Below are 23,107 nucleotides of genomic sequence, written 5' to 3' on the forward strand. Positions count from 1 at the left end.
GAGAACATCGCTCGACCGAGCGGCGGCACCTGCCTGGGGAGGGCGCATGGCATCTGACTTCGACCTGGCACAGGCCGGACGCGGTGCCTCGGGAAACCGCCGGTGAGCGCCGACACGGCCAGCGGAGGAACCTCGATCTTGCACGGCGCACACGTTCTCCTCACCGGCGCGACCGGGTTCGTCGGACAGGCTCTGCTGGAGAAGCTGCTGTCCAGCTATCCGGACACCAGGGTCAGCCTGATCGTCCGGCCGCGCGGCGCGCTCAGCGCGCAGGACCGCATCGACCGGCTGTTCCGCAAACCCGTCTTCGGCACCTGGCGCACGGCCGTCGGTGAGGACGAGGCCGAGCGGCAGTACCGCGCGCGGGTCACCGTCCTCGAAGGCGACCTCGGCGCCCTGCCGCCGCTGCCCGGTGACGTCGACGTCGTCATCCACTCGGCCTCGACGGTCTCGTTCGACCTGCCGATCGACGAGGCCTTCACCTCCAACGTCTCCGGGCCCGAGTCGCTGTACCGCGCGCTGCTCGCCGGCGGCACCGACCCGCACGTCGTCCACGTCTCGACCGGTTACGTCGCCGGGCTACGCAAGGGCATCGCCGAGGAGCGCAGCCTCGAGCACGAGGTCGACCGCGTCGCCGAGCTCGCCTACGCGCAGTCCGCCCGGCCCGACGTCGAGCGGATGTCCCGCAACCCGCGGCTGCTGCAGCGGCTGCTCACGCAGGCGCAGGCCGAGCACGGCCGGGCCGGCGCGCGGGTCGTCACCGACACCGCCGAGCAGGCCCGCCAGGAGTGGGTCCGGAACGAGCTCGTCGAGGCCGGCCGCACCCGGGCGCAGAGCCTGGGCTGGCCCGACGTCTACACGTTCACCAAGGCGCTGGGCGAGCGGGTCGCCGAGGACCTCTGGGCCGGCGCCGGCCACCGGCTCACCGTCGTCCGGCCGACCATCATCGAGTCGTCGCTCAAGCACCCGTTCCCGGGCTGGATCGACGGCTTCAAGGTCGCCGACCCGCTGATCGCGGCCTACGGACGCGGCCTGCTGCCGGAGTTCCCGGCGCTGGCCGACACCGTGCTCGACGTCATCCCGGTCGACTTCGTCGTCAACGCCGCGCTGGCCGCGGCCGCGTCGCCGCCACCGCCGGGCGAGGCGCAGTACTTCCAGGTCAGCTCCGGCATCACCAACCCGCTGCCGTTCGGGCGGCTGCTGCGGCTGGTGCACGAGTACTTCGAGGCCAACCCGCTCCAGGACGCCAAGGGCCTGGTCGCCGTCCCGTCGTGGTCGTTCCCGCACCGCGGCGTGGTCGAGCGGGCGCTGCGCCGCCGCGAGCGGGTCGTCGACCTCGCCGACAAGGCCGTCGACCGGCTGCCGCCGAGCGAGCGGTCGCGCAAGTGGATCTCCACCATCTACCGCGCCCGCCGCGACCTCGACACCCTGCGCAAGTTCACCTCGCTGTACCAGCCGTACACCGAGACCGAGGTCATCTTCGACGACGCCCGGCTGCGCGAGCTGCACGCGGCGCTGCCCGACGACCGCAAGGCCGAGCACGGCTTCGACGTCACCGAGATCGACTGGGCGCACTACCTGCAGAAGATCCACATCCCGGGCGTGCCGGGCCTGACCCGGGGCAGCGGCAGTGACAGCACGGGTTCCGGCACGGCTCCGCTGGAGCTGCCGCGACGCACCGACGTCGTCGCCGTCTTCGACCTGCAGAAGACGGTCGCCGCGGCCACGCTGGTCGAGCACTACATGTGGATCGAGCTGGCCGCCAAGCCGCTGTCGCGGTGGCCGGTCGTGCTGAGCAACCTGGTCGCGCTGGGCCCGCGTTATCTCCAGGCCGAGCGGCGCGACCGCGGCGACTTCATCCGCACCTTCATGCGCCGCTACGAGGGCGTCAACGAGAACGAGCTGCGCAAGGTCATCGCCGACGAGGTGACGGTGTCGCTGCACCGCGGCCTGTTCGAGCAGGCGCTCGAGCGCATCAAGGCGCACCGCGCGGCCGGGCACCGCACCATCCTGCTGACCGGCGAGATCGACGTGTTCGTCGAGCCGCTGGCGCCGCTGTTCGACGTCATGGTGGCCGGCAAGATGGAGTCCGACGAGTCCGGCCGCTGGACCGGGCACCTGGCCACGCCGCCACTGGTCGGCGAGGCCCGGGCGTCCTGGCTGCGCCGGTACGCGCGGTCCGAAGGGCTCGACCTCGCCGGCTCCTACGCCTACGGCGACAGCTACGCCGACCGCTCCTGGCTGGAGGTCGTCGGCCACCCGAACGCCGTCAACCCCGACGCCAGCCTGTACCGGTTCGCCAAGTCCAAGCGCTGGCCGGTACACACCTGGACCACCACCGCCGAGGGCCGACTGTCCCCGGTCGTGCGCAGCGTGCGGGGAGCTCGACGGGCATGACCGGGCCGCTGCTCACCGGCCGGGCCCTGATCACCGGCGGGACGTCCGGCATCGGCCTCGCGTTCGCCCGGGCCCTGGCGGCGCGCGGCTGCGATCTCGTCCTGGTGGCCCGAGACGAGGACCGCCTGAAGAGCACCGCCGACGAGCTGTGCCAGCGGTTCGGCGTCGACGTCGAGGTGCTGACGGCCGACCTCGCCGACCGCGCGCAGGTCGACACCGTCGTGGCCCGGCTCACCGACACCGGCGCCCCGGTCGAGGTGTTCGTCAACAACGCCGGGAAGGGCGTCCACTCGCGCCTCGCCACCGACGACACCAGCGAGCACGAGCACGCGATCGACCTCATGATCACCGCGGTCGTCGTGCTCGGCGCGGCGGCCGCCCGCACCATGCGCGACCGCGGCCACGGCGTCATCGTCAACGTGTCGTCGGTCGCCGGTTTCAACCCGCAGGGCGGCTACTCGGCGATCAAGTCGTTCGTCCGCACCTACTCCGAGAGCCTGTCGCTGGAGCTGGCCGGCACGGGTGTGCAGGTCACGGCGCTGCTGCCGGGCTGGGTGCGCACCGAGTTCCACGAGCGGGCCGGCATCCGGACCAGCTCGATCCCGTCGTCGCTGTGGCTCGACGCCGACCGCGTGGTGGCCGATTGCCTGGCCGATGTCGAGAAGAGGCGGGTCCGTTCGGTACCGTCAGCACGGTTCAAGGTCCTGGCCTTGCTGGCCGAGCACGCCCCTCGGGCGGCGGTGCGCAAGGTCACGGCACGACTGCTGAGCGGACGACGATGAGCGAACAGGCGAGCACGAAGAGGTACCACGCGGCCTGGCACCGCTGGGCCCGGTTCGTCGCGCAGCGGATGCTCCTGCGGCCCGTCCTGCACCTGACGACGAAGGTGTCGGTGCGCGGGGCGGAGCACCTCGACGACCTCGACCCCCCGTTCATCGTCGTGGCCAACCACAGCAGCCACCTCGACGCGCCACTGCTGGTGACCGAGCTGCCGCGGCGCTACACCCGCACGATGGCCGTCAACGCCGCCGCCGACTACTTCTACCGCTGGTGGTGGATGAAGGCCACGACGTCGGTGTTCTTCAACACCTACCCGGTGAGCCGCACCAACGCCGACATGGGCAAGGGCCGTGGCCTGGCCAACCGGCTGCTGAGCGAGGACGTCCCCGTCGTCGTGTTTCCGGAGGGCACCCGGCGCAACACCGAGAGCGGCGTCAAGAGGTTCAAGCCGGGCGCGGCCGCGCTGAGCATCGCGCAGGGCGTGCCGTGCGTGCCGGTGGCGATCATCGGCACCTCCGAGGCCATGCCGGTCGGGCACTTCTGGCCGAAGCCGGGCCGGCCGCCGGTGACGGTGGTCATCGGCGCACCGATCCATCCGGAGCCGGGGGAACGCACCCGCGATCTGACCGAGCGGCTCGAGGCGAAGGTGGCGGCGATGGTCGCGACCGGCGACCCCGACGCCGAAGGAAAACCGCTGCGCGACGCCGCCTCGCCGGAGCACCCGGCGGAGCAGGCGAGCGACCACGCCCAGAAGGAGGAGGCGTCGTGACCGGTGTCAAGCACCAGAAGTGGTGGGGCTGGGGAGTCGAGGGCATCAGCTTCACCCATGAGGACAAGCCGAAGATGGCTCCGTTCGTCATGGAGAAGGTCGGCATCGACCTCGACCGGCCCGGCACGCCGCCGCCGGCGTTCGAGGACCTCGAGGTGCCGGCCTCCCAGCTGAGCGACGACCTCGGCGGGAAGCTGCGCGACGCCCTGGGCGAACAGTACGTCGACACCGGCGACCTCAACCGGGTCGTGCACACCTACGGCAAGGGGCTGGTCGACCTCATCCGGGTCCGCGCCGGCGACCTTCCCCGTGTCCCGGACGTCGTGGTCTACCCGGCCGACGAGGACCAGGTGCGCCTGGTGGTCGACGCGGTGGTCGCGGCCGACGGCGTCCTCATCCCGTTCGGCGGCGGTTCCAACATCTCCGGCTCGCTGACCCCGCAGGAGGCCGAGCAGCGCGTCGTCGTCTCGCTCGACCTCGGCCGGCTGAGCCGGGTGCTGGAGGTCGACGAGGCAGCGGGGCTGGCCCGCATCCAGGCAGGCGCGCTCGGCCCGGACCTCGAGGAGCAGCTCAACGCCCGCGGCTGGACGATGGGCCACCAGCCCGACAGCTTCAAGCACTCGACGCTCGGCGGCTGGGTCGCGACCCGCAGCTCGGGCATGCAGTCGGACAAGTACGGCGACATCGCCGACCTCACCCGCGGCCTGCGGGTCGTGCTGCCGGGCAAGGTCATCGTGCTGCGGCCGCTGCCGAGCACGTCGTCCGGCCCGAGCGTGCGCGAGATGATCCTCGGCTCCGAGGGCCGCCTGGGCGTCATCACCGAGGCCTGGGTCAACGTGCACCGGCTGCCGGAGAACCGCGAGATCATCGCGTACCTCTTCCCGACCTGGGCGGCCGGCGTCGCGGCGATGCACGAGATCTCCGAGTCCGACGCGGCGCCGACGGTCACCCGCGTCTCCGACGCCAACGAGACCGCGTTCTCGCTGGCCATGCAGAAGCCGTCGAAAGGGCTGGCCGCGAAGGCCGGGCCGATCCTGTTCAACGTGCTGGAGCGGCGCGGCTGGGACCTCTCCGCGGCGTGCCTGTCCTACATCGGGTACGAGGGCACGGAGTCGCACCTGAAGTACGAGAAGGGCCTCGTCGGCAAGATCGTGAAGAAGCACGGCGGGATCAAGCTGGGCAAGGGCCCGGGCTCGCTGTACGACCAGAAGAAGTTCGACACCCCCTACATCCGCGACTTCCTGCTCGACATCGGCGCGCTCGGCGACGTGTCCGAGACCGCGGCACCGTGGTCGAAGCTGATGAACCTGTACGCCAACACCATCCGGGCGGCCAACGACGCCTACGCCGAGCTGGGCGTCAAGGGCTTCGCGATGTGCCACCTGTCGCACAGCTACCACTCCGGCGCGTGCCTCTACTTCACCTTCGCGTTCCCGCCCAGCACCGACGTGCCGGCCGAGCAGATCGAGCAGTACTGGGTGGTGAAGAAGGCCATCCAGCAGTCGTTTATCGACAACGACGCGACCATCTCGCACCACCACGGCGTCGGCACCGACCACGCGCACTGGCTGGAGGACGACATCTCCCCGGCCGGAACCGACGTCATGGCCGGGCTGCTGCAGGCGGTCGACCCCGGCCGCAACCTCAACCCTGGGACGCTGCTGCCAGCCCATCGGGAGTGGTGACCGGCGCCGCCGGGCGCTGGGTGCGCAGCCGGACGACGGCCAGCAGCACCGCGAGCGCCGCGGCGGTGACCGTGACGGCGAACGCGGGCCGGTGCCCGCCGAGGTCGGCCAGCCGGCCGGCGATGCCGGACCCGATGGCGTAGCCGATGCCGGTGGCGCCGGCCAGCAGCGTCATCGCGGCGCCGACGCGGGCGGGCGGCACCGTCCGCTCGGCGGCGGCGAACACGCTGATCATGTACGGCGCGACGGCCAGGCCGAGCACCAGGATCACCGGGATCAGCGCCGTCAGCGAGCCGGCCAGCAGCAGCGGCGCCGACAGCACGACCAGCCCGATCGCGAACACCAGGATGCGCCGGTCGTAGCCGAACCGGGCCGGCAGCGCGGCGGTCGCCAGCCCGGCCAACACGCTGCCCACGCCGAGCAGGGAGTGCACCAGGCCGGCCATCCCGGGCGTGCCCGCGGCCGTGGCCAGTGCCGTCGTGCCGGTCTGGGTGGCGCCGAAGATCACGCCGATGAGCAGTTGGGCCAGGCACAGGGTCAGGAACGCGGCGGTGACGAACGCCTCGCCGTGCGCGGCCGCCGACGCCAGCAGCGCATGCGTCAGCCGGGCGGTCGAGTGCAGCGCGAACCACGAGCCGAACACGACCAGCAGCGCGGCCGCGGCCAGCAGCGCGCCGCTCGGGCTCAGCGCCACAGCGCCGAGGCCGACGAGCGCCGGGCCGAGCACGAACGACGCCTCGTCGGCGGCGCCCTCGTAGGAGAACGCGGCGTCGACCAGCCGTGGCTGCGCGGACCCGGTGCGGTGCGTGATGGGCCGCCAGCGCACCCGGGCCAGCGGGCCGACCTGCGGCATGGTGAACCCGGCGACGGCGGCCGCGCCGACCATGACCGGGATGCTCGCGCCGGACTGGACGGCCGCTACCAGCGCGGCGAGCGCGACGCCCGCCGTCAGCGACTGGGCCAGCACGACCGGCCGCTGCCCGACGCGGTCGGCGATGCCGCCGGCCAGCGGGGCGCCGACGGCGTTGGCGACGGCCAGCGCGCCGGCGGCCAGGCCACCGGCGGCGTACCGGCCGGTGGCGTCGGACACCAGCAGCAGCGTGCCGAGCTGGCTCATGGCCAGCGGCAGCCGGCCGAGGAAGGCGACGACGACGTACCCGAGACCGGCCAGCGAGAGCAGCCGTCGGTACGAGGCGAGAGGGGACACAGGGACTCCGGAGATACGCTTCTGCGGCGCGCCTCCCCACCACCAGGTCGCGCACGGAACCCTGTGCTGCGGACATTCTACAACGAGAATGGGCACATGGACGATCTCGAACGGCGCTGGGCCGCGCTGGCCGGCGACTCCCCCGCGGCGGCTGAGGCCGGGGCCGGCCTACTGGCCCGCTGGGGCGAGGGACACCGTCACTACCACGCGACCGGTCACCTGGCCGCCGTCCTGGCCACGGTCGACGAGCTGGCCGGCGCCGCGACCGACCCCGACGCCGTCCGGTTCGCCGCCTGGTTCCACGACGCCGTCTACGACGGCCGCCCGGGCGACGACGAAGCGGCCAGCGCGCGACTGGCCCGCGAGGTGCTGACGCCGCTCGGCCGGCCGGCGGCACAGGTCGACGAGGTCGAGCGGCTGGTGCTGCTCACCGCCGGCCACGACCCCGCGCCCGGCGACGGCAACGGCGCGGTGCTCTGCGACGCCGACCTCGCGGTGCTGGCGGGGACGCCGTCCGACTACGCGGCCTACGCGTCCGCCGTCCGGGCCGACTACGCGCACGTGTCCGACGCCGACTTCGCCGCCGGCCGGGCCGCCGTGCTGGCCGGCCTGCTGGATCGTCCGGCGCTGTTCCACACCCACGACGGCCGCCGCCGCTGGGAGGCCCCGGCCCGGCACAACCTCCACACCGAGCTCGTCCTGCTCCGCGCTTCGGCCCCGTGACGTCATCGCCACGAGCCGGCCGGCTGCCCGTGGCGCGGATGGTCGCACCCCTCATCGGACCAGGTGACACCAACGCCAACAGTTGGCGCCCACGTCACCCGCCCCGAAACGGTCGACGTCGGCCAACGCCGCCGCCGCCGGGGCACGCGGGCAGGCAGGCGTCCGCCGGGTCAGGGCCGCCGGCGCTGCTTGCGGCGGCGCAGTCCGGCCGCGGTCAGCCGGAAGACGAGGTCACGGCTGCGCACCGGCACGGCGCCGGCGTCGACGGCGCGCTGGTAGTCGGCGGCCAGCAGGTCGTAGTGGTCGCCGTCGAAGCCGCGGGCGGGCAGCCCCAGCCGGGCGGCGAACGCGTGCAGTTCGTCGAACGACTCGTCCGACGCGAGGTGCGACCACAGCCGGCCGTGGCCGGACCAGGCCGGCGGGTCGACCAGGATGGTCACAGGGCGGCCGCCACGGCGTCGTCGACCAGGACGCGCCACGACCGCACCAGCGCGGCGTCGATGTAGGCCTTCCACGAGCCGCCCGGACGGACCCGGCTGCCCACATGGAACTGGCGGACGCCGGCCCGGGCCAGCCACGGCACGTGGTCGGGCTCCAGGCCGCCACCGGCCATGATGACCCGCGCCGCCGTCGGCGAGCCGGTCGCGCGCGTGCACAGCTCGTCCAGGCCGGAGCCGACACCGCGCGCGGAGCCGGCGGTCAGGACGGCGTCGAGGCCGGCCAGCCCGGGCACGACCCCCCACGCGTCGTCGAGGTCGAGGCAGTGGTCGATGGCGCGGTGGAACGTCCACGGCCGCCCGTCCAGCGCGTCGGCCAGCGCCAGCGTCGCCTCGACGTCGATCTCGGCGTTGAGGCCGAGGAAGCCGAGCACGAAGCCGTCGGCGCCGGCGTTCGCCAGCTGGTGGGCGGCGATGCGCAGCCGGGCCAGCTCCGAGCCGCTGGTGGAGAAGCCGTCGTTGGATCGCAGCATGACCCGCAGCGGCAGGTCGCACGCGCGTTTGAGATCGCGGACGGTGTCGAGGGACGGGGTGAGCCCGTCGGCGTCCATGTCGGCGACGACCTCGAGGCGGTCGGCGCCGCCCTCGACGGCGCCGGGCACGTCACCGGGACCCAGGGCAATGACCTCCAGCAGCGGACGCACGTGGATCAGTGTGCCATCGAGATGGCACCATCGGTGCCGTGGTCGACGAGGTGTTGCTTGCGGCGCGGGCGGTGGTCCTGCGCGATCTCGTGGCGCGCGGACTCGACGTCGCCGCCGCGGTCGACGTGCTGGATGCCGCCGTCAGCGAACGCCGCTGGTGGGTCGAGCAGTGGCCGGACGGCGCGGCGTTCGTGGCCGGTCAGCTGGCGCAGGACGTGCAGGACCGGCTGCTCGACGCCGGGGTGGGCCGCTGGCCGTCATGTGAGCCGTGTGCGGAGCCGGAGCCGCACGAACTGCGGATCGAGCCCGAACTCGGGCCCGATCCGCAGTGGGTGTGTGAGAAGACCGGCCGCCCGCTGGCGCCGCTCGGCGCGCTGTAGGCCGGTCGCGCCGGTCAGGCCGCCCGCACGTCCTCAGGCTGGACGTCTTCGGCGGGGACCCAGCGCTGCTCCGTCCGCGATCGGCCGGAGATGTCGGCCACCGTCACCCAGCGCGCCACGAGCGTGGCGGGCTGGACCCGTGTCGTCGGCACCTTGTCCGCTCCTTTCGGCCACCCATGAGTCGGGTGTTGTTCACCTTCTGTTCACCTAGCGTACCAGGCCCGTTTCCTGAAACTCGGCGAGGCTTCATTTTGGCCCTCAGTGCCATTATTCTGTGCAGAACGGCACGCGAGGTGCCGACCGGCGAGGTCAGAGGTGACGATGTTCGGCAGGAGCAAGTGGTTCGAGACCGTGGCAGAGGCCGAGCGGCGGGCCCGCCGCCAGCTGCCGTCGTCGGTGTACGGGGCGCTGGTGGCCGGGTCCGAGAAGGGGCTGACGCTGCGCGACAACCTCGCCGCGTTCACCGAGCTCGGGTTCGCGCCGCATGTCGCCGCGACGTCCGGCGAGCGCGACCTCTCCACGCACGTCATGGGCCAGGACATCGCCCTGCCGGTGATCCTCTCGCCGACCGGCGTCCAGGCCGTCCACCCCGACGGCGAGGTCGCCGTCGCCCGGGCTGGCGCCAACCGCGGCACCGCCATGGGGCTCAGCTCGTTCGCCAGCCGCTCCATCGAGGACGTCGTCGCGGCCAACCCCAAGGCGTTCTTCCAGATCTACTGGCTGGGCAGCCGGGACGAGATGGTGCGCATCCTCGACCGCGCCCGCCGGGCCGGTGCCGCCGGCCTCATCCTCACCCTCGACTGGTCGTTCAGCCACGGACGCGACTGGGGCAGCCCGAGCATCCCGGATCGGCTGGACCTCAAGACGATGGCGCGGTTCGCGCCGCAGGTGCTGCCGCACCCGAGCTGGCTACTGCGCTACCTGCGGGCCGGGACGCTGCCCGACCTCACCACCCCCAACCTCGAAGGCGCCGACGGCGTCGCGCCCACCTTCTTCGGCGCCTACGGCCAGTGGATGCAGACGCCGCCCGCCACCTGGGACGACGTCGCCTGGCTGCGGTCGCAGTGGGACGGCCCGTTCATGCTCAAGGGCGTCATGCGGGTCGACGACGCCAAGCGCGCCGTCGATGCCGGGGTCAGCGCCATCTCGGTCTCCAACCACGGCGGCAACAACCTCGACGGCACCCCGGCCGCCGTCCGCTCGCTCCGCTCCGTCGTCGACGCGGTCGGCTCCGAGGTCGACATCGTCCAGGACGGCGGCATCCGGCGCGGCAGCGACGTCGTGAAGTCGCTCGCGCTGGGCGCCAAGGCCGTCATGATCGGCCGCGCCTACCTCTGGGGCCTCGCCGCCAACGGCCAGGCCGGCGTCGAGAACGTCCTCGACATCCTCAGCGGCGGCATCGACTCCGCCCTGCGCGGCCTCGGCAAGGCGTCGGTCCGCGACCTGACCCCCGACGACCTCGTCATCCCGCCGGGCTTCCACCGGACGTTCGGGGCGTAGCCGGGAGCAGCGGGCGGGCCGTACGGGCGCGGACGGCGCCGCGCCAGACGCCGGTGCCGTAGGCGAGGTCGTCGGCGATGCTGGCGAGGGTCCAGCGGACCGGATCGAGCGACGGGCGCAGGCGCAGCCAGTCGCGCAGGGCCGGGGCGGCGACCAGGGCCGCCAGCGTCGCCAACCGGCGGGGGCGGCCCGCGGTCAGCGCGACCGCGGCCGGCAGCGCCAGCTGGGTGACGGCGCGGCCGGCGCCGGTCAGCGTCGCCGCGGTGGCCTCGGCGATCATCGGCGCGGCGAGCGACGGCGGGAGGCCGTCGGCGCGCAACTTCGACGCGAGCCGGGCGGCCGCGACGACACCGGCGGCCGTCGCCGGCAGCGGGCGCCGGGCGAGCAGCAGCGCCGCCACCGCGGCCGGCCAGGGTGAGAGCACCAGCGGGGCGAGGCGGTCCGGGTGCCGCCGTGCCAGCGGACCCGCCGACGTCCCGTACAGGTGACGGCGACGCAGCCAGGCTGGCCACGTCGCCGGCTCGGCGTGCGCGACGGTGACCGACGGGTCGTAGCGGACCACCCCACCCGCCGCGATCAGCCGCCACACCGCGTCGACGTCCTCGCCGTAGCGCAACGCCTCGTCGAACCGGTCCAGCGCCGTCCGCCGGACCACCAGCGCCGCCGTCGGCACGTAGGACACCCGGCCGCCGGGCCGCACGAGCGCCTCGTCCGGCCCGAGATCCAGCGGCGACCGGGCCGCCGCGAACGCGCCGAGCGTCCGGCCAGCGCCGGCCGCGAGCACCGGCACGATCCGCGGCGCCACGGCCACGACGGCGGGGTCGGCGAAGTGGCCGGCCAGCCGGTCCAGCCAGCCCGGCGACGGCACGCAGTCGCTGTCGACGAACGCCACCAGCTCCGCCATGGAGTCGGCCAGCGCCGCGAGACCGGTGTTGCGGGCGGCGGCCGGTCCGCCGCAGACCGGCCGCTGGAGCAGCCGGGCGCCGTGCCGCGCCACGACGGCAGCCACCGCCGCCGGGTCCACGGAACCGTCGTCGACCACGACGACGTCGGCACCGGCCAGCGCGGCCAGACACCGGGACAGCGACTCGGCGCGGTCGCGGACCGGCACGATCACCGTCACGTCGGCATCGCCGCGTACCGGCGGCCGCGGATGCGCCACCCCCGCGTCGACCAGGCGCCGGGCCAGCCGGCCGGTCCGTTCGTCCGTCACGTACCCGTCGGCCCGCAGCCGCCGGAACGCCGCGACGCCGGCCGGCGACAGCTTCAGCGCCCGCCGCGGCGATCCGCCGAGCAGCACCCGGCCGCCGTCGAGGACACGCGTCTGCCGGTCCAGCACCACCCCGAACCCGGCCGGCACCGCACGGCTCACGAGGCGGCCACCCAGGCGGCGACGGCGGTGCCGAGGTCGGCGGCCAGGCCGGCGAAGATCTCCCGGCCCGCCTCGGCCGACGCGCCGGCCGGGTCGCCGAGCACGCCGTTCGGGCTGACCGCCCGCACCCCGCCGGAGCGCAGCGCCGGCATGAGCTCGGCCAGCGGCTGCACCGCCCCGGCCGCGGCCTCGGCCAGCGCCACCCGCTCGGCGGACAGGTACAGCTGCAGCGACGTCTCGACGAACCCGGCGTGCGCGTCGCCGTCCCAGCGCGGGAACCATGCCAGCACGTCGCGCGACTCCGCCGTCAGCGTGGCCAGCGCCGCCCGGACGGCGGCCAGGTTGCCGCCGTGCCCGGACACCACCAGCAGCCGCGGGAACGTCGCCGACGCCGACCGGCCCAGCTCGACCAGCACGTGCGTCAGCGCCTCCGTGCCGATGGACACCGTGCCGGGGAAGTCCTGGTGCTCGCCACTGGCACCGTAGGGCAGCATCGGCGCCACCACGACGTCCGGCCGCGCGGCCGCCAGCGCCGTACACAGCGCCACCGCCACGTCGGTGTCGGTCGAGAGCGGCAGGTGCGGCCCGTGCTGCTCGGTCGACCCCAGCGGCAGCGCCAGCACCGACTCACCCGGGACCACAGGCCACCGCAGCTCCCCCAAGATCACGCAAACACCTCTCCGAGTGCCGGTGCGACCTCACGATAGCCGCCGATCCGGAACAGCCGCCCGCGGCCGAGCCGGGCGAGGTCGCGGCCGAGGTCGGCGTCGTGCTCGCCGGACGTGTCCAGCAGTACGTCCAGCCGGGGCAGCCGGGCGGCGAACGGACGCGGATCCGGGCCGGCGTTGTGCACGCAGTCCGACAGCAGCAGCGCCCGGGCGTCCCGCGCCGGCACCCGGGCCAGCTCGCGCGCGGCCACCTGCAGCGGGAACGCGACGTTGGTGAGCCCCTTGACCTGGATCCGCAGCAGCGTGTCCAGCAGCCGCCGCGGCGACACCCGCTCACCCAGGTGCGCCAGCACGGCGGCGTCGGACCAGAACGCGATCGCGGCGACGTCGTCGGCGGACAGTTCCGCGGCCAGCGCGCCCAAGGCGGCCGCGGCCGTCCGCACCCGCTCGCCACGCATCGACCCGGACACGTCCACCAGCAGCGCGACCGCCCGCCGCGCCCGCACCCGCTCGCGCACGATCACGTCGCCGTCCTCGGGGACCGGGTGCTCGACCAGTTGCTCCAGGGTCCGGTCGAGGTCGATGTCGTCGGAGCCGCCGCGGTACCGGACGCTGGCCAGCTCGCCGGCGCCGCGCCGCGCGGTCACGTCGCGACGCGGCCGCGGCACCGCCAGCCGGGCGGCGATCTGCCGGGCCCGGCGCAGCACCTCGGGATCGGGATCGGCGTCGTCCGGGACGGCCGCGAGCAGCGTCGCCGCCTCGTCCGTCGTGCCGGGCGCGCCCGAGCCCGGCGGCACCCGCCGCGGTCCCGGCGGCCGGAGCCCGCCCGGCGCCACCGGGCTCCCGCCGCCGGACGCCGACACGTCATGCAGGACGGGGTCGTCGTCGAGCTGCTTCGGCCGCCGCCGCAACGGCCGCAGCCCGTTCGGCGAGGGGGACGAGGCCCGCCGCCGCACCGGCGACGACGCCTCGACCGTCCTTCAACCAGGGGCCGCGGCGGCCGGTTGCAGGACGAAGTGGTCCTCCCAGATCGTGCGCAGCACCCGCTCGGGCGTCGTCTCGACGGTCTCGTCGAGGAAGATCCGCCCGGACAGCGCCACGACCATCGCGTCGAACACGACGTCCGGGTAGCCCGGGTCCGACGCCGACGCCACCTCGGCCAGGCCGAGCAGCTGCCCGGCCACCAGCGTGAGGTCGATCGCGCCGCGGACGCTGCTGCCCTGGCGCAGGTCCTCGTGCGTGCGGGTGGCCCGGGTGACGGCGACGGCGTCGGCGGCCAGCCGCTCGTACAGCAGCGGGTCGACACCGGCCAGCGGCGCCCGCAGCGCGACGATGCCGCGCTCGGCCGCGTCGTCCTGGTAGCCGACCGCCAGCCGGCACAGCCGGTCGTGCACGCTGGTCGAGAGCCGGGTGGTGCCGACGTTGTCGAACGGGTTCATCGACGCGACCACCCGGAACGTCGGCAGCGCCGCCACGCGGCCCACCCGCGGCACCGCGATCTCACGCTCCGCCATCGCGGTGAGCAGCGTGTTCAGCGTGTCCTCGGGGGCCCGGTTGAACTCCTCGACGTACAGGAAGCCGCCGCCGCGCATGGCCTCCAGCAGCGGCCCGTCGACGAAGTTCTCCGGGCTGTAGTCCTCGCGCAGCACCCGGGCCGGGTTGTGGTGGCCGACCAGCTTCGCCGGCGTGAGGTCGGCGTTGCCCTCGACGAACACCAGCGGGATGCCCCACTCGGCGGTGATCGCCCGCAGCAGCGTGCTCTTGCTGGTGCCGGGCGGGCCCTCCAACAGCAGGTCCCGCCCGGCGGCCACGGCGGCCAGGACGAGGTCCAGTTCCCGGCCGCGGCCCACCAGGTGCCGCCGGACCCGGTCGCGGACCTCCGTCAGCCCCGTCATGCGACCTCCTACTTGACGACGGCGCCGGCGTCGACCGGCAGCGCCACCCCGGTGATGTAGCGGGCCTCGTCCGACGCCAGGAACAGCAGCGCGTTGCTGATGTCCACCGGCTCGACCCACGGGATCGGCAGCGCGTTCATCGCCTGCGACGCCGGTACGAAGTCATCGCGGGTCGGGTTCTCCAGGTCCGGCCGGAACAGCCGGTAGGTGCCCTCGTTCTGGATCATCATCGTGTCGACCTGCGTCGGGTGGATGCTGTTGACGCGGATCGAGTGCGGCGCCAGCTCCAGCGCCAGCGTCCGCATCAGCCCGACCACGCCGTGCTTGGCCGACACGTAGTGGGCGATGTTCTGGTACGCCTGCAGCCCGGCGGCGGAGCTGGTCAGCACGATCGACCCGCCGTCGCCCTGCTCGACCAGCCGCGGGATCGCCACCTTGGTGGTGTGCCAGACCCCGGTGAGGTTGATGTCGATCATGTCGCGCCAGAGTTCCTCGGTCAGCTCGTGCGTCGGGTGCGGCTGGGTGCCGATGCCGGCGTTCGCGCTGACGATGTCCAGCCGGCCCAGCTGGGCGACGCCGTCGTCGACGGCCGCCTGGAGCGCGGCGAGGTCGCGCACGTCCGTCTTGGACGCGACGATGCGCCGGTCCAGCGCCTCGACCTCCTTCACCGTCTCGGCGAGGTCCTCCTCCGTGGCCGCCGGATAGGGCAGGCCCGGCACCTCGTCGCAGATGTCGACGGCGATGATGTCGGCGCCCTCCTGCGCCAGCCGCACCGCGTGGCTGCGGCCCTGACCGCGCGCCGCGCCGGTGATGAACGCGACCTTGCCCTCGACCCGTCCGGCCATGGTCAGCGCCTCACTTCTTGTTTGTGAAGCCGGCGTCGACGGGCAGCGTCACGCCGGTGACGTAGCGGGCGTCGTCGGAGACCAGCCACAGGATCGCGTTGGAGATGTCGACGGCCTCGAGCATCGGCACCGGCAGCGCGTTCGCCATCGCGTTGGACAGGCTCGGGTCCTGCGCCAGGAACTCCTGCATGACGTCGTTGACGACCATCGGCGTGTTGACGCCGGTCGGGTGGACGGTGTTGACCCGGATCGAGTGCTCGGCCAGCACGTTCGCGTACGAGCGCATCAGGCCGACGACGCCGTGCTTCGACGCGGTGTAGCCGAGGCCGCCGGGCTGGCTGCCGCCGATGCCGTTGATGCCGGCCGTCGAGCTGGTCAGCACGATCGCGCCGCCGCCGCGCTCGATCAGCGCCTGCTTGGCCACCTCGACGGTGTTGTAGACGCCGGTGAGGTTGACCGCCACGACGTCGTCCCACTCGTTCGGCAGCACGGTGACGCCCATCGGCGCGATGCCGGCGTTGGCCAGCACGATGTCCACGCCGCCGAGCTCCGCGACACCGGCGTCGAACGCGGCCTGCAGCCCGTCGCGGTCGCGGACGTCGGCCTCGGCGGCGACGATGCGCCGGTCCAGCGCCTCGACCTCCCGGACCGTCTCGGCCAAGTCCTCCGGCGTCGACATGGGGTAGGCGACCGAGTCGATCTGCTTGCAGATGTCGACCGCGACGATGTCGGCGCCCTCCTGCGCCAGCCGCACCGCGTGGCTGCGGCCCTGGCCGCGGGCCGCACCGGTGATGAACGCGACCTTGCCCTCGAGCTTGCCCATATCGCGAACCTCCTCAGTACTGGGTGTTGCCGGCGTCGACGGTCATGGTGAGCGCGGTGATGTAGCGGGCCTCGTCGGAGGCCAGGAACAGCACGGCGTTGCTGATGTCGACCGGCTGGGTGATCTCGACCGGCAGGCTGTTGGTGAACATGCCGGCCAGGCGCGGGTGCTGCTCCAGCCACGCGCCCATCTGGGCCATCCCGTCGCCCGCACCCATCGGCGTGTCGACGCCGGTGGGGTGGACGCTGTTGACCCTGATGTGGTGTTCGGCCAGTTCATGCGCGAACGCCCGCATGAGGCCGACGACGCCGTGCTTGGCGGCGACGTAGGGGGTGAGGAACGGCAGCCCCTTGAGGCCGGCCGCGGAGCTGGTGAGGACGATCGACCCGCCGCCGGCGGCGACCAGGTGCGGCGCGGCCAGCTGGACGGTGTTCCAGACGCCGGTGAGGTTGATGTCGAGGGTGTCGCGGAAGACCTCCGGCGTCACCTCGTCCCACGGCGCCAAGATGCAGATGCCGGCGTTGGCCACGACGACGTCCAGGCGGCCCAACTCGGCGACGCCCTCGTCGATCGCCGCCTTCACCGCGTCGCGGTCGCGGACGTCGGCCTGACGGGCGACGATGCGGCGGTCCAGCGCCTCGACGTCCTTGACGGTCTGTTCCAGGTCCTCCGGTGTGGCCGCCGGGTACCCGATGCCGGGTACCGGACCACAGAGGTCGATCGCGATGACGTCGGCGCCCTCCTGCGCCAGCCGGACCGCGTGGCTGCGGCCCTGACCGCGCGCCGCACCGGTGATGAACGCGACCTTGCCTTCGACACGCCCCATTGCGCGCCTCCTTCGGGTGTCAGGTGCTGGTCGGCACCTCGCTGAGATCCAGGCCCGCGAGCGGGCTCTCTTCGCACGCGCTGACCGGCGGCCGCTCGGGACGCCGGAGCGCGATGGTGACGGGGACCGGTCCGTGCCCGCGACGGGAACGGCTCGCGGGCGCGGTCCGGTGCGAGTGGTCGGCGGCCGGCTTCGGCGGACGGACGTCGCCGCGGGCCAGCAGCGCGTCGGCGCCGTAGCCCTGCACGCACTCCGGGTCCGGGCCGTCCAGCGGCAGGCCGGTGAAGAACTTCGCCGCCATGCAGCCGCCGCGGCAGGAGTCGAAGTGCTGACACTTCGTGCAGGCGCCGCCGGTCTGCGGGCTGCGCAGGTCGGTGAACAGGTCGGACTCGCGCCAGATCCGGGTGAAGCCGCCCTCGGTGCGGACGTTGCCGGCCAGGAACGTGTCGTGGATGGCGAACGGGCAGGCGTAGACGTCGCCGACCGGGTCGATCAGGCAGACGACGCGACCGGCGCCGCACAGGTTCAGCCCCGGCAGCGACTCTCCGTAGGCGGACAGGTGGAAGAACGAGTCGCCGGTGAGCACGTTGTCGCCGTGGTCGAGCAGCCAGTCGTACAGCTCGCGCTGCTGCTGAGCCGTCGGGTGCAGCTCGTCCCAGACGTCGGCGCCGCGGCCGGACGGACGCAGCCGGGTGAGCCGCAGCTGCGCGCCGTACCGGTCGGCGATGGCCTTGAAGTCGTCCAGCTGGCCGGCGTTCTGCCGCGTGACGACCACCGAGATCTTGAACCCGGTGAACCCGGCGGCGGCCAGGTTCTCCATAGCCCGGACGGCGGTGGCGTACGAGCCCGGCCCGCGGACGAAGTCGTTGACGTCGGCGGTCGCGCCGTCGAGGGAGATCTGCACGTCGACGTAGTCGCTGGCGGCCAGCCGGGCAGCGACCTCGGGGCTGATCTTGACGCCGTTGGTGGAGAACTTCACGCCGACGCGGTGCTCAGTCGCGTAGTCGACCAGTTCCCAGAAGTCCGGCCGCACGGTCGGCTCGCCGCCGCCGATGTTCACGTAGAACACCTGCATCCGCTCGAGCTCGTCGATGACCGCCTTGCACTCCTCGGTCGTCAGCTCGCGCGGGTCGCGCCGGCCCGAACTGGAGAGGCAGTGCACGCAGGACAGGTTGCAGGCGTAGGTGAGCTCCCAGGTGAGGCAGATGGGTGCGTCGAGTCCGTACTCGAACAGCTCGACCAGCTTCGTCTGGGTGGTCATGGGGTCCTCTCGACGACCATCTGGGACTGCACCAGGACACCGAGCGCCTTCTCGTACTTGGGCAGCTCGGCGCCACCGATGCCGGCCGCCGTACAGGCGGCGCGCGCGGTCGGCTCGGCCGCGAGTGACCGCACGACGGCCAGCAGCGTGCGGTCCTTGAGGAAGGAGAGCCGGCGGGTGCCGAAGTGGTACAGCAGCGCTCCGAACGGCTCGGGCCGCACCGCGACCTGCGGATGCAGGTCGAAGGCGCGGTCCAGGTCGATGGCGGGCACGGCGGCGCTCAGTACACGCCGCACATGCCGTCGATGGAGACCTCTTCCACCAGAGAGTCGTCCTCGACCAGATCATCCGGCACGGTCGCTGCTGTCTGATCCGTCTGCGTCATGAAATGCTCCTGCAGGTCGAGTTCCGGCGATATGGTTCGGATACTAATGACACCGAGTGCCGAATGGAAGGGGGTGACCCGACATTGCCCACCGACGACGGTTCCACTGCTGGTGAGAGCGGTGCGCACCGGCTCGGACGGCGTCCGTCCACTACTCAGGCGGAGCTCAGCCACGTCGCGCTGACGCTGTTCGCCGAGCGCGGCTTCGACGACACCACCGTCGACGACATCGCGGCGGCGGCCGGCATCGGGCGGCGCACGTTCTTCCGCTACTTCGCCTCGAAGAACGACCTCCCGTGGGGCGACTTCGAGGCCCAGCTGGACGGCATGCGCCGGCACCTGGACGGCCTGCCCGACGACCTCCCGCTGATGGACGCGGTCTGCCGGGCCGTCATCGAGTTCAACCGCGTCCCGGCCGAGGAGGTGCCGTGGCACCGGCAGCGCATGCGGCTGCTGCTGGGCGTCCCGGCGCTGCTGGCGCACTCGACGCTGAAGTTCCAGGCCTGGCGCGACGTCGTGGCCGAGTACGCCGCCCGGCGGCTCGGCGTACCGGCGGACAGCCTGGAGCCGCAGGCGCTGGCGTGGACGATGCTCGGCATCGCGCTGTCGGCGTACGAGCAGTGGTTGCTGCGCGAGGACGCCGACCTCACCGAGCTGCTGGAGTCCGCGCTGCGGATGCTGGGCGAGCGGTTCTCGACGTGACCCTGCCCGGCGGGTTCGGGGTCGCGCTGGACCCCGGCGCCTGGCTGGACGGCGACGTGCTGTTCGGCGGGACGCCGTTCCGAGTGGTGACGCTGACGCCGCGGCAGCGGGCGACCATCGACGGCTGGCTGGCCGGCGGCCGGGTGGGCGACGACGGCGGGCTGGCGCGGGCGCTGGTCGCGGCCGGGCTGGCGCTGCCGGTGCCGCCCCCGATCGACGCCGGCCGGTGGCCGCGGGTGAGCGTCGTCGTCCCGGTGCGCGACCGGCCGCGGCAGCTGGACCGGCTGCTGACGGCGTTGACGGCGCTGTCCGCACAAGAGCCGGTGCACGAGGTGATCGTGGCCGACGACGCGTCCGCCGACGCCGCCGCGCACGCCGCGGTCGCCGCGTCCGGTGGGGCGCGGCTGGTCCGGCTGGACGAGCGGCACCGGGCGCCGGGCGCGCGCAACGCCGGGGCGGCCGTCGCGACCGGGGACGTGCTGGCGTTCGTCGACTCCGACTGCGTCCCGGAGCCGGGCTGGCTGACGACGCTGCTGCCGCACTTCGCCGACCCCGAGGTGGCCGCCGCCGCGCCCCGGGTGGTGGCGCTGGAGACCGGCCGCCACGGCTGGCTGGACCGCTACGAGCAGCACCGGGCACCGTACGACCGCGGCGCGCTGCCGGGACCGGTCGCGCCGGGCGGGCGCATCCCGTTCGTGCCGACGGCGACGGTGCTGGTGCGGGCCGCGGACTTCCCCGGGTTCGACACCACCCTGCGCGGCGGCGAGGACGTCGACCTCGTCTGGCGGCTGACGGCGGCCGGGCGCGCCGTGCGGTACGAGCCGGCCGCCCGGGTGGCGCACGAGCACCTGACCACGCCGCGGGCGTTCCTCGGCCGCCGCGCCTACTACGGGCGGACCGCTGCCCCACTGGCCCGGCGGCACCCCGGCGCCGCGCGGCCGCTGGCGATGTCGCCGTGGACCGCGGCGGCGTGGGCGGCGGTGGCGCTGCGGCGGCCGGTCGCCGCGGCCGGCATCACGGCGACGGCGTGCGCGCTGCTGGCCGCCGAACTGCGCGGCGTGGTGCCCGATCCGGTGCGGACGGCGGTCCGGCTGGCCGGCGGCGGGACGCTGCGCGCCGGCGAGGCCGTCGCGGACGCCGTCGTGCGGACGTGGTGGCCGGGCGCGGTCGCCGCCGGTGTGCTCGTCCCCCGGCTGCGCCCCGCCCTGGCCGCGGCCGCCGTCGTCCCGGCGATCCTGGAGTGGCGGCGGCAGCGCCCGGACCTCGACCCGGTTCGCTGGCTGCTCACCCGGCGCCTCGACGACGCCGCGTACGGCTGGGGCGTGTGGTCCGGCGCGCTGGCCACCGGCGAGCCCGACCCGCTCCGCCCCGATCTCGGCTGGCGGCTGCGGGTCGAGTCCGCCGACGACCTCGTGGCCGCGGTCAGCGCCGGCCGGCGAAGAACTCCCTGACGTCGGCGGCGAGCAGGTCCGGCGCCTCCAGCGCGGCGAAATGGCCGCCGCGGTCGTACTCCGTCCAGCGCACGACCGTGCCCATCGGGTCGACGAGGTGCCGCACGGAGGTGTCGGCGGCGAAGACCGCGACGGCCCCCGGCGGCAACACGGGCGCCTCCTGCGGCTGGTCGCCCGCGCTGGCCATGAACTGCCGGAACGCCTGCATGCCCTCGTAGACGACGTGCGCCGCCGTCGCTCCCGTCCCGGTGAACCAGTAGATGCTGACGTTGGTGAGCAGCCGGTCCCGGCCGACGGCGTCCTCGGGCAGCTCGGCGGCCGGGTCGGTCCACTCGCGGAACTTCTCCGCGATCCACGCCAGCTGGCCGACCGGCGAGTCGGCCAGCGCGTAGGCCAGCGTCTGCGGCCGGGTGGCCTGCAGGGCGAGGTAGCCGATGCCGTCCTCGCGGAACGTGTTGAACCGCTGCGCCCGCGCCTGCTCGGCGCCGGACAGCCCGTCGAGCTCGACCGGCGGCCCGAACGGATACGGCGCCGGCCCGTTGACGTGCGTGCCGATGACCCGGTCCGGGTGCAGCATCGCCAGCATCCCGACCACGCCGGCGCCGACGTCGCCGCCCTGCGCCGCGAACCGGTCGTAGCCGAGCCGCGTCATCAGCTCGGCGACCGCGCCGGCCACCCGGAACAGGTTGCCCCAGCCCGGCCCGGACAGCGGCGAGAACCCGAACCCGGGCAGCGACGGGACCACCAGGTGGAACTCGTCGGTGAGCAGCGGGATCAGGTCCAGGAACTCGACGACGGAGCTGGGCCAGCCGTGCACCAGCAGCAGCGGCGTCGCGTCCGGGTTCGCCGACCGGACGTGCAGGAAGTGCAGGTCCTGCCCGTCGACGGTGGTGACGAACTGCGGGTGCGCGTTCAGTTCGGCCTCGCGGGCGCGCCAGTCGAACCCGTCGCGCCAGTACGCCGTCAGCTCCCGCAGGTACGGCAGCGGGACGCCGCGCTCCCAGCCGGTGCCGGCCACCTCGACCGGCCAGCGGGTGCGGGCCAGCCGGTCGCGCAGGCCGGCGAGGTCGGCGTCGGAGATGTCGATACGGAACGGCCGGATGTCGGTCATGACGGGTCTCCTTCAGCGGGCGAGGTCGGCGAAGAACTCCCTGACGTCGGCGGCGAGCAGGTCCGGCGCCTCCAGCGCGGCGAAGTGGCCGCCGCGGCCGAACTCGGTCCAGCGCACGATCGTGTCCGTGGCCTCGGCGAACCGGCGGATCGCGATGTCCGTGGTGAAGTTCGCGACGGCGGTCGGGACGGTGGACCGCTCTCGCGGCGCCCAGCCGGCCGCGTCGTGGAACCGCTCGTAGTAAGTATGCGCGGTCGAGCTGGCGGTGTTGGTGAACCAGTAGATGCTGACGTTGGCGAGCAGCAGGTCGCGGTCGACGGCGTCCTCGGGCAGCTCGCCGGCCGGGTCGGTCCAGTCCTTGAACTTCTCGACGATCCAGGCCAGCTGCGCCGTGGGCGAGTCGGTCAGCCCGTACGACACCGTCTGCGGCCGGGTGCCCTGCAACGTCAGGTAGCCGCCCAGCTCCTGCTGGAAGTTCTGGAACAGCTCCATCCGCCGCTGCTCCGACTCCGTCAGCCCGTCCAGGTCGCCGGAGGGGAACGTCACGAACGCGTTGACGTGCACGCCGACGACGCGGTCCGGCGCGACCCGGCCGATCTCCGGGCCGATGAACCCGCTGACGTCGCCGCCCTGGACGCCGTAGCGGTCGTAGCCGAGCCGCTCCATCAGCGCGGCCAGCGTCGCGGCGGACCGGCCGTCGGTCCAGCCGGTCTCGGTGACCGGGCCGGAGAAGCCGTAGCCGGGCAGCGACGGGATGACGAGATGGAACTCGTCGGTGAGCAGCGGGATCAGGTCCAGGAACTCGAGGAACGAGCCCGGCCAGCCGTGCAGGAGCAGCAGCGGCAGCGCGTCCGCGTGCTCCGACCGGAGGTGCAGGAAGTGCACGGTCGTGCCGTCGAGGTCCGTGCTGAACTGCGGGAAGGCGTTGAGCGCCTTCTCCTGCGCGCGCCAGTCGAACCCGTCGCGCCAGTACGCGGCCAGCTCCTTCAGGTAGCCGGACGGGACGCCGCGCTCCCAGCCGGTGCCGGCGACCTCCACCGGCCAGCGGGTGCCGGCCAGCCGATCGCGCAGGTCGGCGAGATCGGCGTCGGAGATGTCGATGCGGAAGGGGCGGATCTCGGTGGAGTTCGTCATGCCCCTACGGTCTCGGCAATTGCGGCCAGTTACGGGCCGCGATTGCTGCCAG

General features: G+C 73.7%; 25 protein-coding genes. 9 read left to right on the forward strand and 16 right to left on the reverse strand.

The genetic code is table 11. From position 1 onward, the window contains the following. Positions 1-102 precede the first annotated feature (102 nt). The 4 genes from ACW62_RS13665 to ACW62_RS13680 are packed head-to-tail and all read left to right on the forward strand — an operon-like array spanning position 103 to position 5,631. Positions 103-2,397: an HAD-IB family hydrolase gene (locus ACW62_RS13665; protein WP_205629332.1), complete on the forward strand. Its 2,295-nt coding sequence runs from the start codon at positions 103-105 to the stop codon at positions 2,395-2,397. Continuing rightward, positions 2,394-3,179 carry an SDR family NAD(P)-dependent oxidoreductase gene (locus tag ACW62_RS13670; protein ID WP_053204669.1) on the forward strand — a complete coding sequence of 262 codons (786 nt, stop codon included), beginning with the start codon at positions 2,394-2,396 and terminating at the stop codon, positions 3,177-3,179. Before ACW62_RS13665 ends, ACW62_RS13670 begins: the two co-directional genes overlap by 4 nt. Then, entirely contained in the window at positions 3,176-3,946 is a 771-nt protein-coding gene (locus ACW62_RS13675) for a lysophospholipid acyltransferase family protein (RefSeq protein ID WP_083459732.1), read from the forward strand. Before ACW62_RS13670 ends, ACW62_RS13675 begins: the two co-directional genes overlap by 4 nt. Continuing rightward, positions 3,943-5,631 (forward strand): FAD-binding oxidoreductase, encoded by a 1,689-nt coding sequence (locus ACW62_RS13680; protein ID WP_053204670.1) that lies wholly within the window; start codon positions 3,943-3,945, stop codon positions 5,629-5,631. The genes ACW62_RS13675 and ACW62_RS13680 overlap by 4 nt, the downstream gene beginning before the upstream one ends. Here ACW62_RS13680 and ACW62_RS13685 read toward each other — a convergent pair. Continuing rightward, complete coding sequence (locus tag ACW62_RS13685) at positions 5,591-6,838, reverse strand: MFS transporter (RefSeq protein WP_053204671.1); 1,248 nt, start codon at positions 6,836-6,838, stop codon at positions 5,591-5,593. The genes ACW62_RS13680 and ACW62_RS13685 overlap by 41 nt on opposite strands. A gap of 96 nt (positions 6,839-6,934) precedes the next feature. Here ACW62_RS13685 and ACW62_RS13690 point away from each other — a divergent pair, with 96 nt between their 5' ends. Further along, on the forward strand, positions 6,935-7,561 hold the full coding sequence (locus ACW62_RS13690; protein ID WP_053204672.1) for an HD domain-containing protein: 627 nt from the start codon (positions 6,935-6,937) through the stop codon (positions 7,559-7,561). A gap of 170 nt (positions 7,562-7,731) precedes the next feature. On the opposite strand, the gene ACW62_RS13695 is transcribed toward ACW62_RS13690, so the two are convergent. Both ACW62_RS13695 and ACW62_RS13700 read right to left on the reverse strand, forming a co-directional pair. Then, entirely contained in the window at positions 7,732-8,001 is a 270-nt protein-coding gene (locus tag ACW62_RS13695; RefSeq protein ID WP_053204673.1) for a DUF4031 domain-containing protein, read from the reverse strand. Beyond that, a complete protein-coding gene (locus ACW62_RS13700; RefSeq protein WP_053204674.1) occupies positions 7,998-8,702 on the reverse strand; it encodes a copper homeostasis protein CutC in 705 nt (234 codons plus the stop codon). Before ACW62_RS13700 ends, ACW62_RS13695 begins: the two co-directional genes overlap by 4 nt. Before the next feature lie 38 nt (positions 8,703-8,740). Here ACW62_RS13700 and ACW62_RS13705 point away from each other — a divergent pair, with 38 nt between their 5' ends. After that, entirely contained in the window at positions 8,741-9,082 is a 342-nt protein-coding gene (locus ACW62_RS13705) for a hypothetical protein (RefSeq protein WP_240477305.1), read from the forward strand. Between the two features lie 14 nt (positions 9,083-9,096). Here the strand turns inward: ACW62_RS13705 and ACW62_RS34030 are convergent, their stop codons facing one another. Then, complete coding sequence (locus ACW62_RS34030; protein WP_157574737.1) at positions 9,097-9,234, reverse strand: hypothetical protein; 138 nt, start codon at positions 9,232-9,234, stop codon at positions 9,097-9,099. 169 nt (positions 9,235-9,403) lie between these two features. On the opposite strand from ACW62_RS34030, the gene mftD reads away from it, so the two are divergent. Then, positions 9,404-10,582, forward strand: coding sequence for a pre-mycofactocin synthase MftD (mftD, locus tag ACW62_RS13710; RefSeq protein ID WP_053204904.1), 1,179 nt, complete (start codon positions 9,404-9,406; stop codon positions 10,580-10,582). On the opposite strand, the gene mftF (ACW62_RS13715) is transcribed toward mftD, so the two are convergent. The 10 genes from mftF (ACW62_RS13715) to mftA are packed head-to-tail and all read right to left on the reverse strand — an operon-like array spanning position 10,545 to position 18,657. Then, a complete protein-coding gene (gene mftF, locus ACW62_RS13715; protein WP_053204676.1) occupies positions 10,545-11,954 on the reverse strand; it encodes a mycofactocin biosynthesis glycosyltransferase MftF in 1,410 nt (469 codons plus the stop codon). The genes mftD and mftF (ACW62_RS13715) overlap by 38 nt on opposite strands. Beyond that, complete coding sequence (gene mftE / locus ACW62_RS35230; protein ID WP_053204677.1) at positions 11,951-12,622, reverse strand: mycofactocin biosynthesis peptidyl-dipeptidase MftE; 672 nt, start codon at positions 12,620-12,622, stop codon at positions 11,951-11,953. The genes mftF (ACW62_RS13715) and mftE overlap by 4 nt, the downstream gene beginning before the upstream one ends. Beyond that, a complete protein-coding gene (locus ACW62_RS13725; RefSeq protein ID WP_205629333.1) occupies positions 12,619-13,578 on the reverse strand; it encodes a VWA domain-containing protein in 960 nt (319 codons plus the stop codon). The genes mftE and ACW62_RS13725 overlap by 4 nt, the downstream gene beginning before the upstream one ends. Before the next feature lie 24 nt (positions 13,579-13,602). Next, positions 13,603-14,517, reverse strand: coding sequence for an AAA family ATPase (locus tag ACW62_RS13730; protein ID WP_053204678.1), 915 nt, complete (start codon positions 14,515-14,517; stop codon positions 13,603-13,605). An 8-nt stretch (positions 14,518-14,525) separates the two neighbouring features. Continuing rightward, positions 14,526-15,362 (reverse strand): mycofactocin-coupled SDR family oxidoreductase, encoded by an 837-nt coding sequence (locus ACW62_RS13735; RefSeq protein WP_053204679.1) that lies wholly within the window; start codon positions 15,360-15,362, stop codon positions 14,526-14,528. A 10-nt stretch (positions 15,363-15,372) separates the two neighbouring features. After that, entirely contained in the window at positions 15,373-16,185 is an 813-nt protein-coding gene (locus ACW62_RS13740; protein WP_053204680.1) for a mycofactocin-coupled SDR family oxidoreductase, read from the reverse strand. A 13-nt stretch (positions 16,186-16,198) separates the two neighbouring features. Continuing rightward, positions 16,199-17,011: a mycofactocin-coupled SDR family oxidoreductase gene (locus ACW62_RS13745; protein ID WP_053204681.1), complete on the reverse strand. Its 813-nt coding sequence runs from the start codon at positions 17,009-17,011 to the stop codon at positions 16,199-16,201. A gap of 19 nt (positions 17,012-17,030) precedes the next feature. Continuing rightward, positions 17,031-18,272 carry a mycofactocin radical SAM maturase gene (mftC, locus tag ACW62_RS13750; RefSeq protein ID WP_053204682.1) on the reverse strand — a complete coding sequence of 414 codons (1,242 nt, stop codon included), beginning with the start codon at positions 18,270-18,272 and terminating at the stop codon, positions 17,031-17,033. Beyond that, positions 18,269-18,544: a mycofactocin biosynthesis chaperone MftB gene (gene mftB, locus ACW62_RS13755; protein ID WP_053204683.1), complete on the reverse strand. Its 276-nt coding sequence runs from the start codon at positions 18,542-18,544 to the stop codon at positions 18,269-18,271. The genes mftC and mftB overlap by 4 nt, the downstream gene beginning before the upstream one ends. A gap of 8 nt (positions 18,545-18,552) precedes the next feature. Beyond that, a complete protein-coding gene (gene mftA / locus ACW62_RS13760; protein ID WP_053204684.1) occupies positions 18,553-18,657 on the reverse strand; it encodes a mycofactocin precursor MftA in 105 nt (34 codons plus the stop codon). A gap of 84 nt (positions 18,658-18,741) precedes the next feature. Between mftA and mftR the strand changes: the two genes are divergently transcribed. Both mftR and mftF (ACW62_RS13770) read left to right on the forward strand, forming a co-directional pair. After that, positions 18,742-19,359 (forward strand): mycofactocin system transcriptional regulator, encoded by a 618-nt coding sequence (gene mftR / locus ACW62_RS13765; protein ID WP_240477306.1) that lies wholly within the window; start codon positions 18,742-18,744, stop codon positions 19,357-19,359. Continuing rightward, on the forward strand, positions 19,356-20,810 hold the full coding sequence (gene mftF / locus ACW62_RS13770; protein WP_053204686.1) for a mycofactocin biosynthesis glycosyltransferase MftF: 1,455 nt from the start codon (positions 19,356-19,358) through the stop codon (positions 20,808-20,810). The genes mftR and mftF (ACW62_RS13770) overlap by 4 nt, the downstream gene beginning before the upstream one ends. Here mftF (ACW62_RS13770) and ACW62_RS13775 read toward each other — a convergent pair. Together ACW62_RS13775 and ACW62_RS13780 are read right to left on the reverse strand one after the other, a co-directional pair. Next, positions 20,782-21,921, reverse strand: coding sequence for an epoxide hydrolase family protein (locus ACW62_RS13775; protein WP_053204687.1), 1,140 nt, complete (start codon positions 21,919-21,921; stop codon positions 20,782-20,784). The two genes, mftF (ACW62_RS13770) and ACW62_RS13775, sit on opposite strands and share 29 nt — an antisense overlap. Before the next feature lie 12 nt (positions 21,922-21,933). After that, positions 21,934-23,055 carry an epoxide hydrolase family protein gene (locus ACW62_RS13780; protein WP_053204688.1) on the reverse strand — a complete coding sequence of 374 codons (1,122 nt, stop codon included), beginning with the start codon at positions 23,053-23,055 and terminating at the stop codon, positions 21,934-21,936. Positions 23,056-23,107: the final 52 nt, after the last annotated feature.

The sequence above is a fragment of the Jiangella muralis genome, from assembly GCF_001270745.1.
GTDB lineage: Bacteria > Actinomycetota > Actinomycetes > Jiangellales > Jiangellaceae > Jiangella > Jiangella muralis.

Bases quoted from the DNA above. Each gene is read 5' to 3' on its own strand.
- ACW62_RS13670 (WP_053204669.1), top strand. From the start codon at position 2,394: ATGACCGGGCCGCTGCTCACCGGCCGGGCCCTGATCACCGGCGGGACG.
- ACW62_RS13675 (WP_083459732.1), top strand. From the start codon at position 3,176: ATGAGCGAACAGGCGAGCACGAAGAGGTACCACGCGGCCTGGCACCGC.
- ACW62_RS13690 (WP_053204672.1), top strand. From the start codon at position 6,935: ATGGACGATCTCGAACGGCGCTGGGCCGCGCTGGCCGGCGACTCCCCC.
- mftD (WP_053204904.1), top strand. From the start codon at position 9,404: ATGTTCGGCAGGAGCAAGTGGTTCGAGACCGTGGCAGAGGCCGAGCGG.
- ACW62_RS13730 (WP_053204678.1), bottom strand. From the start codon at position 14,517: ATGACGGGGCTGACGGAGGTCCGCGACCGGGTCCGGCGGCACCTGGTG.
- ACW62_RS13735 (WP_053204679.1), bottom strand. From the start codon at position 15,362: ATGGCCGGACGGGTCGAGGGCAAGGTCGCGTTCATCACCGGCGCGGCG.
- ACW62_RS13740 (WP_053204680.1), bottom strand. From the start codon at position 16,185: ATGGGCAAGCTCGAGGGCAAGGTCGCGTTCATCACCGGTGCGGCCCGC.
- ACW62_RS13745 (WP_053204681.1), bottom strand. From the start codon at position 17,011: ATGGGGCGTGTCGAAGGCAAGGTCGCGTTCATCACCGGTGCGGCGCGC.
- mftC (WP_053204682.1), bottom strand. From the start codon at position 18,272: ATGACCACCCAGACGAAGCTGGTCGAGCTGTTCGAGTACGGACTCGAC.
- mftA (WP_053204684.1), bottom strand. From the start codon at position 18,657: ATGACGCAGACGGATCAGACAGCAGCGACCGTGCCGGATGATCTGGTC.
- ACW62_RS13775 (WP_053204687.1), bottom strand. From the start codon at position 21,921: ATGACCGACATCCGGCCGTTCCGTATCGACATCTCCGACGCCGACCTC.
- ACW62_RS13780 (WP_053204688.1), bottom strand. From the start codon at position 23,055: ATGACGAACTCCACCGAGATCCGCCCCTTCCGCATCGACATCTCCGAC.